The 14,334-nt window shown below is 51.8% G+C and carries 12 protein-coding genes; all 12 read left to right on the top strand.

Going from position 1 to position 14,334, the window contains the following annotated elements; translation table 11 throughout:
- Positions 1-3 precede the first annotated feature (3 nt).
- The 12 genes from spoT to ACVV26_RS22025 all read left to right on the top strand — a co-directional run bounded on the left by spoT (position 4) and on the right by ACVV26_RS22025 (position 14,137).
- Complete coding sequence (gene spoT / locus ACVV26_RS21970) at positions 4-2,118, top strand: bifunctional GTP diphosphokinase/guanosine-3',5'-bis pyrophosphate 3'-pyrophosphohydrolase (RefSeq protein ID WP_312983278.1); 2,115 nt, start codon at positions 4-6, stop codon at positions 2,116-2,118.
- A 4-nt stretch (positions 2,119-2,122) separates the two neighbouring features.
- Complete coding sequence (trmH, locus tag ACVV26_RS21975) at positions 2,123-2,845, top strand: tRNA (guanosine(18)-2'-O)-methyltransferase TrmH (RefSeq protein ID WP_474799343.1); 723 nt, start codon at positions 2,123-2,125, stop codon at positions 2,843-2,845.
- Positions 2,846-4,927 (top strand): ATP-dependent DNA helicase RecG, encoded by a 2,082-nt coding sequence (recG, locus tag ACVV26_RS21980; protein ID WP_474799344.1) that lies wholly within the window; start codon positions 2,846-2,848, stop codon positions 4,925-4,927. It abuts the gene before it with no gap.
- 428 nt (positions 4,928-5,355) lie between these two features.
- Positions 5,356-5,889, top strand: coding sequence for a fimbrial protein (locus ACVV26_RS21985; protein WP_474799346.1), 534 nt, complete (start codon positions 5,356-5,358; stop codon positions 5,887-5,889).
- A 75-nt stretch (positions 5,890-5,964) separates the two neighbouring features.
- On the top strand, positions 5,965-6,672 hold the full coding sequence (locus ACVV26_RS21990) for a fimbrial biogenesis chaperone (protein WP_474799347.1): 708 nt from the start codon (positions 5,965-5,967) through the stop codon (positions 6,670-6,672).
- Between the two features lie 13 nt (positions 6,673-6,685).
- Complete coding sequence (locus tag ACVV26_RS21995) at positions 6,686-9,142, top strand: fimbria/pilus outer membrane usher protein (RefSeq protein WP_474799349.1); 2,457 nt, start codon at positions 6,686-6,688, stop codon at positions 9,140-9,142.
- A gap of 7 nt (positions 9,143-9,149) precedes the next feature.
- The gene (locus ACVV26_RS22000; RefSeq protein WP_474799351.1) at positions 9,150-10,124 is read left to right on the top strand and encodes a fimbrial protein; all 975 of its coding nucleotides are present in this window, start codon (positions 9,150-9,152) and stop codon (positions 10,122-10,124) included.
- Between the two features lie 77 nt (positions 10,125-10,201).
- Positions 10,202-10,753 (top strand): fimbrial protein, encoded by a 552-nt coding sequence (locus ACVV26_RS22005; protein ID WP_474799352.1) that lies wholly within the window; start codon positions 10,202-10,204, stop codon positions 10,751-10,753.
- Between the two features lie 44 nt (positions 10,754-10,797).
- Positions 10,798-11,328 (top strand): fimbrial protein, encoded by a 531-nt coding sequence (locus ACVV26_RS22010; protein ID WP_474799353.1) that lies wholly within the window; start codon positions 10,798-10,800, stop codon positions 11,326-11,328.
- Between the two features lie 148 nt (positions 11,329-11,476).
- Positions 11,477-12,061, top strand: a complete 585-nt coding sequence (locus ACVV26_RS22015) for a fimbrial protein (protein WP_474799354.1) — start codon at positions 11,477-11,479, stop codon at positions 12,059-12,061.
- 42 nt (positions 12,062-12,103) lie between these two features.
- Positions 12,104-12,631, top strand: coding sequence for a fimbrial protein (locus tag ACVV26_RS22020; protein ID WP_474799355.1), 528 nt, complete (start codon positions 12,104-12,106; stop codon positions 12,629-12,631).
- 114 nt (positions 12,632-12,745) lie between these two features.
- Positions 12,746-14,137: a nucleobase:cation symporter-2 family protein gene (locus ACVV26_RS22025; RefSeq protein WP_151602980.1), complete on the top strand. Its 1,392-nt coding sequence runs from the start codon at positions 12,746-12,748 to the stop codon at positions 14,135-14,137.
- The last annotated feature ends 197 nt before the right edge of the window (positions 14,138-14,334 follow it).

Genomic DNA, 14,334 nt, shown 5'->3' on the forward strand with positions numbered 1-14,334 from the left:
CCCTTGTATCTGTTTGAAAGCCTGAATCAACTGATTCAACACTACCTGCCACCAGACCAAATCAAACGTCTGCAGCAGGCATACCTTGTTGCGCGTGATGCCCACGAGGGTCAAACACGTTCAAGCGGTGAACCCTATATCACTCATCCAGTCGCCGTCGCCTGTATTCTGGCCGAGATGAAACTCGACTACGAAACGCTGATGGCCGCGCTTCTGCATGATGTGATTGAAGATACCCCTGCGACTTACCAGGATATGGAGCAACTGTTTGGCAAAAGCGTTGCTGAACTGGTCGAAGGGGTGTCAAAGCTTGACAAGCTGAAGTTCCGCGATAAGAAAGAGGCGCAGGCCGAAAACTTTCGCAAGATGATTATGGCGATGGTGCAGGATATCCGCGTCATTCTCATCAAACTCGCTGACCGTACCCACAATATGCGCACGCTGGGCTCATTACGTCCGGATAAACGCCGCCGCATCGCCCGTGAAACCCTGGAAATTTATAGCCCGCTAGCCCACCGTCTTGGTATTCATCATCTGAAAACCGAGCTGGAAGAACTGGGTTTTGAAGCGCTCTATCCGAACCGTTATCGCGTGATTAAAGAAGTGGTGAAAGCTGCACGCGGCAACCGTAAGGAGATGATCCAGAAAATCCTCGCGGAAATAGACGGGCGCTTACAGGAAGCAGGTATCCCCTGCCGCGTGAGCGGTCGCGAAAAACACCTGTATTCCATTTACTGCAAAATGGTGCTGAAAGAGCAGCGTTTCCACTCCATCATGGATATCTACGCCTTCCGCGTGATTGTTCATGATATGGACACCTGTTATCGCGTACTGGGCCAGATGCACAGTCTGTATAAACCGCGTCCGGGCCGCGTCAAAGATTATATCGCCATTCCTAAAGCGAACGGCTATCAGTCGCTTCATACCTCAATGATTGGCCCGCACGGCGTGCCGGTCGAAGTGCAGATTCGCACCGAGGATATGGATCAGATGGCAGAAATGGGGGTCGCGGCACACTGGGCTTATAAAGAGCACGGCGAAAGCAGCACCACCGCGCAAATCCGCGCCCAGCGCTGGATGCAAAGCCTACTGGAACTCCAGCAGAGCGCGGGCAGTTCGTTTGAATTTATCGAGAGCGTAAAATCCGATCTGTTCCCGGATGAGATTTACGTTTTCACCCCGGAAGGGCGCATTGTCGAATTACCGGCTGGCGCTACGCCGGTGGATTTCGCCTATGCGGTGCATACCGACATCGGCCATGCCTGCGTCGGCGCGCGTGTCGACCGCCAGCCTTATCCGCTGTCGCAGTCGCTGTCCAGCGGCCAGACCGTAGAAATCATTACCGCGCCGGGTGCCCGTCCTAACGCCGCCTGGCTGAACTTCGTGGTGAGCTCTAAAGCACGCGCCAAAATTCGCCAGATGTTGAAAAACCTCAAGCGCGATGACTCTGTCAGCCTGGGTCGCCGACTGCTAAATCACGCCCTGGGTGGAAGTAAAAAACTGGCGGAAATCCCGCCGGAAAATATTCAGCGCGAGCTTGAACGTATGAAGCTGGCAACGCTCGACGATCTGCTGGCGGAAATCGGTCTTGGCAATGCGATGAGCGTTGTTGTCGCTAAAAACCTGTTCCAGGGCGATGCGTCATCCGCACCGCAGCCTGCCGCATCTGGTCATAGCACACTACCGATCAAAGGCGCGGACGGCGTTCTGATCACCTTTGCTAAGTGCTGCCGCCCAATTCCAGGCGACCCGATTGTCGCTCACGTCAGTCCTGGCAAGGGCCTGGTTATTCATCACGAATCCTGCCGTAATATCCGTGGCTATCAAAAAGAGCCCGAGAAGTTTATGGCGGTGGAATGGGATAAAGAGACCGAGCAGGAATTTATCACCGAAATTAAGGTCGATATGTTCAATCATCAGGGCGCACTGGCGAATCTCACTGCGGCGATTAACACCGCCGGTTCAAATATTCAAAGTTTGAACACTGAAGAGAAAGACGGGCGCGTTTACAGCGCATTTATCCGCCTGACGGCGCGTGACCGCGTCCAGCTGGCGAATATTATGCGTAAGATCCGCGTCATGCCCGATGTGATAAAAGTCACCCGTAACCGAAACTAACCTTATGAATCCACAGCGTTATGCGCGTATCCGGGAGATGCTCGCCAGGCGCCAGCCTGACCTGACGGTCTGCATGGAGCAGGTCCATAAGCCCCATAACGTTTCTGCGATTATTCGTACTGCCGATGCCGTCGGCGTGCATGAAGTCCATGCGGTATGGCCGGGTAGCCGTATGAGCACCATGGCTTCTTCCGCAGCGGGCAGCAATAGCTGGGTCGAAGTGAAAACGCATCGCACCATTCAGGATGCCGTTAGCCAGTTAAAAGGCCGCGGCATGCAAATTCTTGCCACCCATCTGTCTGACAAAGCAGTCGATTTCCGCGAAATTGACTATACCCGGCCAACCTGCATTCTGATGGGCCAGGAAAAAACCGGCATCACACAGCAGGCGCTGGAACTGGCGGATCAGGACATCATCATTCCGATGATCGGGATGGTGCAATCTCTGAACGTATCGGTCGCCAGCGCGTTAATCCTCTACGAAGCCCAGCGCCAGCGTCAGAACGCCGGGATGTACCAGCGTAAAAACAGTATGCTTGCCGATGAAGAGCAACAGCGATTGCTGTTCGAAGGCGGTTACCCTGTGCTGGCGAGAGTCGCTAAACGCAAGGGGCTGCCTTATCCGCGCGTGAATGAGTTCGGTGAGATTGAGGCCGATGAGGCATGGTGGACGACCATGCAGGCAGGTAGTAAACCCGCCCATCGCGTTATCAAGGACCTGGCGTAAATGAAAGGCCGCTTGCTCGACGCCGTGCCGCTTAGCGCTCTGACGGGCGTAGGGGCAAGCCAAAGCAGCAAGCTGGCAAAGATCGGCTTGCATACTGTGCAAGACCTGCTGCTTCATCTCCCCCTGCGCTATGAAGATCGCACCCAGCTTTACCCTATCGGCGAGCTTCTGCCAGGCATTTACGCCACGGTGGAAGGCGAAGTCCTGAACAGCAATATCACTTTTGGCGGGCGTCGCATGATGACCTGTCAGATTAGTGATGGTACTGGCATCCTGACGATGCGGTTTTTCAACTTTAACGCCGCGATGAAAAACAGCCTGGCGACCGGACGCCGCGTGCTGGCCTATGGAGAAGCGAAGCGCGGGAAATACGGTGCAGAGATGATCCACCCTGAGTACCGCATTCAGGGCGACCAGAGCGCGCCGGCGTTACAGGAAACGCTCACTCCGGTTTATCCCACGACCGAAGGCGTGAAACAGGCAACGCTGCGCAAACTTACCGATCAGGCACTGGAGTTGCTGGATACCTGTGCCATCGCTGAACTCCTTCCTCCAGAACTTGCTCAGGGCATGATGAGCCTGCCAGAAGCGTTGCGTACGCTGCATCGTCCACCACCCTCAATGCAGTTAGCCGATCTGGAAAGCGGTAAACATCCCGCACAGCACCGTCTGATCCTGGAAGAATTGCTGTCTCATAACCTGAGTATGCTGGCATTGCGGGCTGGCGCGCAGCGTTATCATGCGCAGCCGCTAACCGCTAACGATAAACTGAAACAGCAATTACTCGCCGCCCTGCCCTTTAGCCCGACTGGCGCGCAGCAGCGCGTGGTCGCGGAAATTGAGCATGATATGGCGCTGGATTTCCCAATGATGCGCCTGGTACAAGGGGATGTAGGGTCCGGTAAAACGCTGGTTGCCGCGCTTGCCGCGCTACGCGCTATCGCTAACGGCAAACAGGTGGCGATGATGGCCCCAACGGAATTGCTTGCCGAACAGCACGCCAACAATTTTACCGCCTGGTTTGAGCCGCTGGGAATTAAGGTCGGCTGGCTGGCTGGCAAACAAAAAGGCAAAGCGCGGATTGCGCAGCAGGAAGCAATCGCCAGCGGCCAGGTGCAAATGGTGGTTGGCACCCATGCGATTTTCCAGGAGCACGTACAGTTTAACGGCCTGGCGCTGGTAATTATCGACGAACAACATCGCTTTGGCGTCCATCAACGGTTAGCGCTGTGGGAAAAGGGTGAACAGCAGGGCTTTCATCCTCACCAGTTGATTATGACCGCCACGCCGATCCCACGGACCCTGGCGATGACTGCCTACGCCGATCTAGATACGTCCGTCATTGACGAACTCCCCCCCGGGCGTACGCCAGTGACTACCGTGGCGATTGCCGACACACGACGCGCCGACATTATTGAACGGGTGCGTAACGCCTGTATTAACGAAGGACGCCAGGCCTACTGGGTTTGTACGCTGATTGAGGAGTCCGATCTGCTTGAAGCGCAGGCTGCCGAAGCCACATGGGAAGAGCTGAAAATCGCGCTGCCAGAATTAAAGGTTGGCCTGGTACACGGTCGCATGAAGCCGCAGGAAAAACAAAGTATCATGCAGGCGTTTAAACAGGGTGAACTCCATCTGCTGGTGGCGACGACGGTGATTGAAGTCGGCGTTGATGTCCCCAATGCCAGCCTGATGATTATCGAAAATCCAGAACGTCTCGGCCTTGCGCAGCTTCACCAGCTTCGGGGCCGCGTCGGGCGTGGTGCAATTGCCTCTCATTGCGTGCTGCTCTATAAATCTCCGCTGTCAAAAACAGCGCAGCTGCGATTGCAAGTGTTGCGCGACAGCAATGACGGTTTTGTCATTGCGCAAAAAGATTTAGAAATTCGTGGGCCGGGCGAATTGTTAGGTACGCGCCAAACCGGCAACGCGGAATTCAGAGTCGCGGATCTGTTGCGCGACCAGGCGCTGATACCAGAAGTTCAGCGTATTGCGCGCCATATTCACGACCGCTACCCTGAACAAGCGGCAGCGCTAATTGAACGCTGGATGCCAGAAACAGAAAAATACTCTAATGCTTAATAATCAATTACACTTTTAAGTGATATTTAATCTATTTCTTTCACTCATAAAACCATCCTTCATTAACGCCACCATCCATATAACCATATAATATTAATTCAATGAAAATTCACCTAAGCAATTGAATCTGTTCTTATGTGAACTGTTTTTTTTGCATCACCACGCAATGAGTTCTTTAAACGCAGAAGAAGTTAAGTATATGAATTTTAATTTATGGGCTTGGTCAATTAATTACGCAGATAAATCGTCTTTGCTATCCGCCGGGTGATTGACAGCATTTTCACCAGCACCTGATAATCACGTATGATTTAAACCTCTGGTAAAAAACAAAAAGACAATCGTCAGGGGTTAAAAATTATTAATTTCTGCAAGCAGGGATTAATAATAGCTGCAACATGTACAGCATAATTTAACTAAGGGATAGTGTAATGAAAAAAATAGGATTAGTTATCGCTGCAAGCGGATTATTTCTGTCCGGCGCCGCCCTCGCGACGGATAATGATTTATCTGCAACCCTTGCGATTACCGGAGATATACATAGTAATGCCAACTGCACTGTTGAACTCGACAGAAGCACGATGGATTTAGGCCGCCATGATATTAGCACTCTGCCCACGCAGGGCCATTACGAAGCCGATTTTGCTACAACCAATGTCGCAAGACTGGTCGGTGATGGCTGCCTGAGCAAAACGGGCTCCGATCTGGCGCTTAAGTTTATCGGTATCGCCGATGCCGAGCAAGGTAACACCTTTACCAACTCGGTAACCGGTAGCGCAGCTGCACAGGGTATCGGCATTGGCGTATACGGTGCTAATGGTTCGGTAATTTCACCGAACACCAGCACGGTAATCGCATTGAACCAGCAATATTTATTTTCCGCTGGCATGGTGAAAATGAACAACAGTACGCCTGCACCAGGGCTTGTACATTCATCGATTACGGTACAGATCGAGCGCCTTTAATCTTCTTTTTTGTTGTTGCTTTGCCCGTTACTTTTAAAGCAACGGGCTTTCCTCCGGTGTTTATTGGATTTAAAAATGAAAAAGTTACTTTTATCAACGCTCCTCGCTACCACTTTTCTATCTGGGATGTCACATGCAGCATTAATGCTGAATGCCGATCGTTTAATTTATAACGAGAAAGACGGTGATGCGTCAGTAACTGTACACAGCGATGAAGAACGCGCTTATCTTATTCAGTCATGGCTTGATGACGGCGACAGCACCGTTAAAAAAAATCTGCCTTTTGTCGTAACGCCGCCGTTATTTCGCCTGGCCCCGAAGAGTGACAACGTTATCCGTGTCGTTTATTTAGGAAAAGGACTCCCGACCGATCGTGAAAGTTTATTCTGGCTGGATGTTAAGGGCGTGCCGGGTCTGAACGATGAAGAATCAAAAGTTGAAAGCCGCATGGTGCTGGCGATTAATAACCGTATCAAATTTTTCTATCGCCCAACGGGCCTAAAAGGCGAGCCCGGTGAGGCGATTAAAAACCTTCACTGGACACGCTCTGGCAATACCCTAACGGCAAAAAACGATTCACCGTTTTATCTGGTATTGAGCAGCATCGTTTCTGATAAAGAATCGGTTCCTGTTTCCGTGGTGGATAACAACACGGTTATCCCCCCTTTCGGTAACAAGTCATACCGGTTTAAACATACGCCAACAAGCGGAGCAAATGTTGAATGGAATGCCATTAATGATTTTGGCACGACGTCCAACACGTTTACCCAACGCCTTGACTAATTAACAGGGCGCTATGGGTAGTCCAACAAAAACATGGCTAACGTCTTTGGCCGTGACGGCGGCATGCGTCCAAACCGCGTTGGCGGGCGAATACTTTGACCCCGGCCTTTTGCAAGCGGTTAACGGTAATGCGGCAATCGCTGACACCCGTGCGCTCAGTCAGGGATTTCAGCCAGCAGGGACCTATCGGGTTCATGTCAATGTAAATGACCAGAGCGTGATGGTGAGTGATGTCCGGTTTGAGGCAGACAACAAGAAGCAATTAGTCGCCTGCCTTTCTTATCAGGACTATCAGAAACTGGGGGTGGATATGAGCAAACTTAATGCAAAAGCAGAAGACAACGCGCTCAAAAATACCTGCTTGCCCATCGAAGAACAGGTGCCCGGTTCAAAGAGCAACTTTGATTTCTCAAAGCTGCAGTTGGATATCTCGCTACCCCAAACCGTATTGCGCGACGAAACCCTGACTGGCGTTCCTGTTGAAGAGTGGGATGACGGTATCCCAGCGTTAATCAGCATGTATCAGCTCTCCGGGCAGCAGTACATCACGCACCATGGCGACACAACAGACTCGATTTACGCCAACTTAACCAATGGGCTCAATCTGGGGCGTTGGCGTTACCGCAACAACTCGACGGTGAGTAAAGAAGAAGGGTGGAAGAACATCACCAACTATGTCGAAACCGCCGTTCGCAGCCTGAAAGGCGAGCTTACCCTCGGCGATGCCAGCACGCCCAGCGATGTTTTTGATAGCGTGATGGTACGGGGTGCGCAGCTCAGTTCCGATGATGACATGATCCCGGATCAGTTAACGGGTTTTGCCCCGTTGATTCGCGGTATCGCCAAAAGTAACGCCCGGGTCACCGTGAGAGAAAACGGCAATGTTATTTATCAGCGATCCGTTCCGCCGGGCCCGTTCGTGATAAGCGATCTGTCTTCGGTTTCTAACGGCGGAAAGCTGGATGTGACCATCACTGAAGCTGACGGTTCAGAGTCACACAGCACTATCTCTTACTCCAATGTGCCGCAGTTGCTGCGTACCGGGCAGATAAAATACAACCTTGTGGCCGGGCGCTATCTCTCTGGCGACAACGCCGTGGAGAAAGATCCCGACATAGTGCAGGCCACGCTGTCATGGGGTTTGCCGCTGAATACCACGCTCTATGGCGGCAGCCAGTATCATGAACGCTACCAGGCATACAGTCTGGGCCTCGGATTTGATTTGCAACGCGCCGGGGGGATTGCGCTGGATGTCACGCGTAGTAACAGCCGCCGTCGCGGATCCCAGGAAAACAGTGGTGAAATGCTGCGTCTGACCTACCGCAACAGCATTCCGGAAACCGACACGCAAATTCAGATCGATAGCCGCTATTACCTGAATGACTATCTGTCGTTCAATGACTGGGCAGAATCACGCGAGCTGTTTGATGACTCCACCAAACGGCGTGAATACAACATGACCATCAACCAGTCGCTCACCAGCGAGCACAGTTTTTTCGCCACGGTAAGCCGAAGCGAAAATGCCGACAGTTCGGTATCACGGATGTGGCAACTGGGTTGGAATGGCGCATGGCGATCGGCCAGTTTCTCACTGGCTTACAGTATGACGCGCGATAATGGTGCGGCGGAATGGGATAAACAGCTTGCCCTAACCTTATCTATCCCGTTCAGCGAAATGTTCCCGAACGCACAACCGATGGTGAATATGACCACCATGTCAGGGCTGAAGGACGACGTTTCCCAGCAGGTCGGGATCACCGGACGAGTCGGCGATCGTCAGGATCTCACCTGGAATACTCAGGTCTCTTATGCGCATCAGAATGGGCAAGATGATACGAAAAGCGGCTCCGCCGGGCTGAACTACCAGGGTCGCTACGGCGACATTGATGCGACCTGGTACACCGGGGACAACCAATACCTCTCATGGAATGCGTCGGGCAACATTATTGCCCATCGTCATGGCATTACTGCGGGTCGCTATTCGAGCGGCAGCCAGGCGCTGGTTGCTATTCCCGGCGCGCCGGATGTGGTGCTGGACTCGGGTCAACACACCATCACGGATTCACGCGGATATGCCATTGCACCGGATTTACGCGCCTATCACCGCAATCCTCTACGTGTTGACACGCAAACCAGTAAACAGGTCGATTTCACCAGTACCGCGACACAGGTCGTACCAACCAAAGACGCCGTCGTGCTGGCGCAATTTACCGCGATCACCGGCCATAAAATGGTCCTGACCGTTAAACACAACGGTGATTTCTTGCCATTTGGTGCCCGCGCCCGCATCGAAGGCAACGACGCCACTTATTACATTGGCGACCAGGGGCAGGTTTACCTCAATGCCGCCCCGGAAAAAGGAACGGTGACATTTGACTGGGGTGAAAAGCAGCAGTGCGCTGCGCCCTTTGTTATCCCGGCGAGCGATACCACGCTACCCCTCGCGTTGCTTTCAGTGAATTGCCAGTGATGATGCCATGAACAAATTCTTTATTCTGACCACAGCTCTACTTTTGGCGCTTGCGCTTAACGCCGCCGCTTTTGCTGCAGAGCCGGGCGACTGCAAAGCGCGGCATTCTGATGCCCAAAACCTTACCGTGCCCCTTACCGTACAGTTGCCGTTACGCACCGCCAATGTGGCGACAGGCACAGTTCTGTATAAAAAAGAGGCGTCGCTGGCGCAACTGACTGGTTCTCACCACAACCTCACTGGCACGTGCCTTGAGAAAATCCACAAGATGTTAAGTGGGCGCATCGCCGCCTCGCAACAGGGATCGGGCGTGTTTGCTACCGAACTGCCCGGCCTGGGCCTGCGGATAACGGTTATTTTTGATAAACCCGGCCAGCCCAGAAAAGAGTGGGTGCTGCCGTTTAACGAGCCGATGTCGGATTTATCTAAAGCCGTGGTCTCGACGGACGATATCAAACTACGCCTTGAAGCGATCAAAACCGGCATTGTCCAGAGCGGCACGGTGAACATTAATTTACCGTCACTGCTGGCACTCAATGACAATTCTCTGGTCGTGAACCTGGCGATGACAGTGTTAACCCCGAAAGCGCACTGCACGATCCAGGTACCAAATCCGCAGATCGATCTGCCGCCGGTAGATTCCTCGGTTCTGGAAAATCGCGGTAATGCCGCTGCGCACCCCGTCAGCGTAAATTTGTTATGCCTGAACACCCAAAAAGCCAGCATTAATATTGAAGGCACCAATGATCCACAAAGCCCATCAATATTTAAAAATGTGTCTGAAGATAATCCCGCCAGCGGAGTAGGAATAGAAATGCTCTATAACCAAAACGTGATGGTTCCCGGTTTGCCTATGGATATTTCATTGCCACAACAAAGCGGATATAGCCTGCCTCTTAGCGTGCGTTATGCCAGAACACAGGGAAAAATTTCCACTGGAAAAGTTAAAGCGCAGATCACTTTGCGTATTAATTATCTTTAACCAGGAAATAGGGAAGGATGTTCACTTTCGTGAATATTTTTCACCTATTTCATTCATAAAACATTAGGGATTAAATTATGAAAAAGTCATTTTTGGGATTAGCGATTTCAACACTGGTTATGGTTGGCGCCGCTCAGGCAGAAGTCAGCCCTAACGATGTATCCGCAACACTAACTGTGACCGGTTCTGTCACTCATCAATACGCCTGCATGGTTAACCTGAGTAAGCCGACTGTCAATGTGAGTGATAACGTTGACAGCCTGACTGCACAAGGCGCCAATGGCCTGAGTAATGCCAGTATCCAGACTGTAGAAATTAGCCTGTCTGGCGATCAGGAATGCTCAGATAACGCGCGTGAGCAGAAAATTGCCTATAAATTCCTGGGCATCGCTGACAGCGGTGACGGGACTTCACTGGCAAACAATGCGGGCGTTGATGGCGCAACCGGCGTGGGTATCGCGCTTTACGATCTCGAAGGCAATATCGTAAAGGTTAACCAGGACACCATGCTCGCTAAACCTGATTCAAATGTTTCACAGCTTCTGCTTGGTGTAGTGAAACTGAATAATCAGACCGCGAAAGCCGGTTCTATTAACGGTTCTCTGACCGTACAGATTGAACGTCTGTAATTTCACGCATTCGTATTCTACGAATAAACAAAAGGATATTGAAAATGAAAAAAACATTACTTGGTTTAGCGCTGTCTGGCTTGTTTTCCATTGGCGCAGCACAGGCCACTGACCATTCCGCAACGCTGGATATTTCTGGTACGGTAACTGCCGATGCGGTTGAATGTACCGTTTATACCCAGGCATCTGTCTCTCTGACGGGTAAAGTCGGAGAGATGATCACCCCGGGGCAGGTGGCAACTAACCCGACCAATGTTCCCTTCTCCATTGGCAGCAGCACTACAGATGGTAACAATGCTTGCGTAGGTAAAGTTGCTATCCAGTTACATGGTACAACAGACAGTGCTTATACCGATGTGCTGGCTAATGCCGATGTCAGCGAAGCAGGCGCAAAAGGTGTTGCTATTGGAGTTTATGATGGCACGACAAATTCACCGCTTCCGGTGAATGTGGCTGAGATTATCCCATCCACGGCGGTGGGCTCCTTTGGACTGCAGTTGGTCGCGCTGGGTGGAGAAACGGTGGTTGCAGGTAATGTCCACAGTTCATTGACCCTGGATGTGGTGCGTCTGTAATTGAATTGATAATTCCAGCTTATTAATTACCAAAATGAATCCACTCAACGATGAATTATCGTTGAGTCACTCGTTGGCATGCCCTGTGAAAATAGGGCGTGCTTTTTGGTAACAGGAATAAATCAATTATCTATAAAGAGAGAACGCAATGAAAAAATTAGCACTAGCGTTTATGGTCAGTAGCGCTTTAATGACCATCACCAATACAGCGATGGCTGAAGATATCATCAGCCACGGGCAGGGTATGACAATTTATGCCCGCCTGGAAAATACAAAAAGCGGCTGTACCGTCCTGATGAGTAAATATTTGCTTAACCTGTCGCATGAAGACCGATATTTACCTGCTCAGGGATCACAAATAAATAAGCAAAGCGCAGACGATCATATCTATGTCCAACTTGGTGGTGAAAATTGCGATGCCAACGAAGGCTATAAAAATATTGGTCTGAAATTCCTGGGCACAACAGATGATAGCCAGGGGACTTCCCTGGCGAATACGGACACCAGCAGTTCCGCCGCTCAGGGGATCGGTGTGCAGCTTTCCGATATGTTTAACAATATCATTGCGCCGAATGTCACCATTGCGCATTTTCCGGGCGCCAGCCAGGATGGCAAAGCTACCACGTCGACGGCCTCTTTCCCGCTCTATTTTTCACTGGTTCAGTTGAATAACCAGGTGGCGACAGCAGGGAATATCCAGACAAACCTCACGGTGCAAATCGAACGGCTGTAATTCAACGTTCGTTTTACCTGGAATCTGAAAGGATTTAGCGTTATGAAAAAAACAGTTTTAGGTCTGGCCATGTCCGCTCTGCTTATTACAGGGTCAGCAATGGCGCAAGATAATTCCGCGACCGTGGCAATTGATGGCACCGTCAAACCAGCGGGTACCGTCTGCTCAGTACAATCCAGCGAGACTTCCGTCTCTTTACTGGAACTACCCGAAAACTTAATTAATCAGGGCGACAATGCGACGTCACCTTATATTGTTCACCTCTCTGTAAACGGGGATCCAAAATGCACAACCCTGGTTGACGAAGGAAAAATGGCCTTCAGATTTTCTGGCGTTGCGGATGAAGGTGACGGAACCGCGCTTGCAAACCTGTTAACCGACGATAGCGCCGCGAAAGGCGTAGCAATTGGCATGTTTGATGGCGACAACAAACCGGTGGCAGTGAATACCGGCTTACTGACCGTCAAAAAAGACACCACTTTTGGCCTGCAGATGGTGCGCCTGACAGGTAGCCAGGCAGTGAGTGGTAATATTAATTCCTACGTTACTATCGATATCGAACGTCTGTAATCTCCACGCCCATCTTTCGATGGGCGTTTCGCCAAAGACTTTTCGTTAGCAACCGTTTGCTTTTACCCTTCAGTCCGATAAAATGCCCGCTTTTCCACCGTGGGACTGCCTCTGATGTCTGTTAACGCCGTAGAGTCACAAGATGCGCAACCGATTGCGCAGACTCAAAACAGTGAATTGATTTACCGCCTTGAAGATCGCCCACCGCTACCGCAAACTCTGTTCGCCGCTGGCCAGCATTTACTGGCGATGTTTGTTGCGGTCATCACGCCCGCGCTGTTAATTTGCCAGGCGCTCGGCCTACCGGCGCAGGACACCCAGCACATCATCAGCATGTCGCTGTTCGCCTCCGGCGTGGCATCCCTTATCCAGATTAAAGCCTGGGGTCCAGTGGGCTCTGGTCTGCTGTCTATTCAGGGCACCAGCTTTAACTTCGTTTCTCCGCTGATTATGGGTGGCCTGGCGCTGAAAAATGGCGGCGCGGATATCCCGACTATGATGGCGGCGCTGTTCGGCACATTAATGCTGGCCAGTTGCACCGAAATGCTGCTCTCCCGGGTACTGCACCTGGCGCGCCGCATTATTACTCCGCTGGTCTCCGGCGTGGTGGTGATGATTATCGGCCTGTCGCTGATTCAGGTTGGTTTAACCTCTATTGGCGGCGGTTATGCCGCGATGAGCGATAAAACCTTCGGCGCGCCAATGAATCTGTTCCTGGCAGGGGTAGTGCTGGCGGTAATTATCCTGCTTAACCGCCAGCGTAACCCCTATCTGCGCGTTGCCTCGCTGGTCATCGCCATGGCTGTCGGTTACGTCGTCGCCTGGGCGCTGGATATGCTGCCGCAAAACACCGCACCGACCAACGACGCGCTGATTATGGTTCCGACGCCGCTCTATTACGGCCTGAGTATTGACTGGAACCTGCTGATCCCGCTGATGCTGATTTTTATGGTGACCTCGCTGGAAACCATCGGCGATATCACCGCGACCTCTGACGTTTCTGAACAGCCGGTTTCCGGCCCGCTGTATATGAAGCGCCTGAAAGGCGGCGTGCTGGCGAATGGCCTGAATTCCTTTGTTTCTGCCGTGTTCAATACCTTCCCTAACTCTTGCTTTGGCCAGAATAACGGTGTAATCCAACTGACCGGCGTGGCCAGCCGCTACGTGGGTTTTGTGGTGGCGATGATGCTGATTGCGCTGGGCCTGTTCCCGGCGGTGAGTGGTTTTGTACAGCATATCCCTGAGCCGGTACTGGGCGGCGCAACCATCGTGATGTTCGGCACCATTGCGGCATCCGGTGTACGTATCGTGTCCCGCGAGCCGCTCAACCGCCGCGCGATCATGATTATCGCGCTGTCGTTAGCGGTAGGTATGGGCGTGTCCCAACAGCCGCTGATCTTGCAATTTGCCCCGGACTGGCTGAAAAACCTACTCTCCTCCGGCATTGCCGCAGGCGGCATCACGGCGATTATCCTGAATCTGATTTTCCCGCCGGAAAAAGCATAATTTTCAACGGTGATGGCATCGAATTGCCATCGCCGCCTCCCTTCACTTACTCTGTCCTGAGCAATCTCCGTAAAATTAATCAGTATGTGTTACACGGTAGTAATCACTTGTAAAACCGACGAGTTACTTTTTTTGGCATGAAAACACCGGGGCTTTAAAACGCAATCTAACCAAATTCTACTTTTATAGCGTATGTT

Source organism: Atlantibacter sp. MEI4A-1023, from assembly GCF_056155425.1.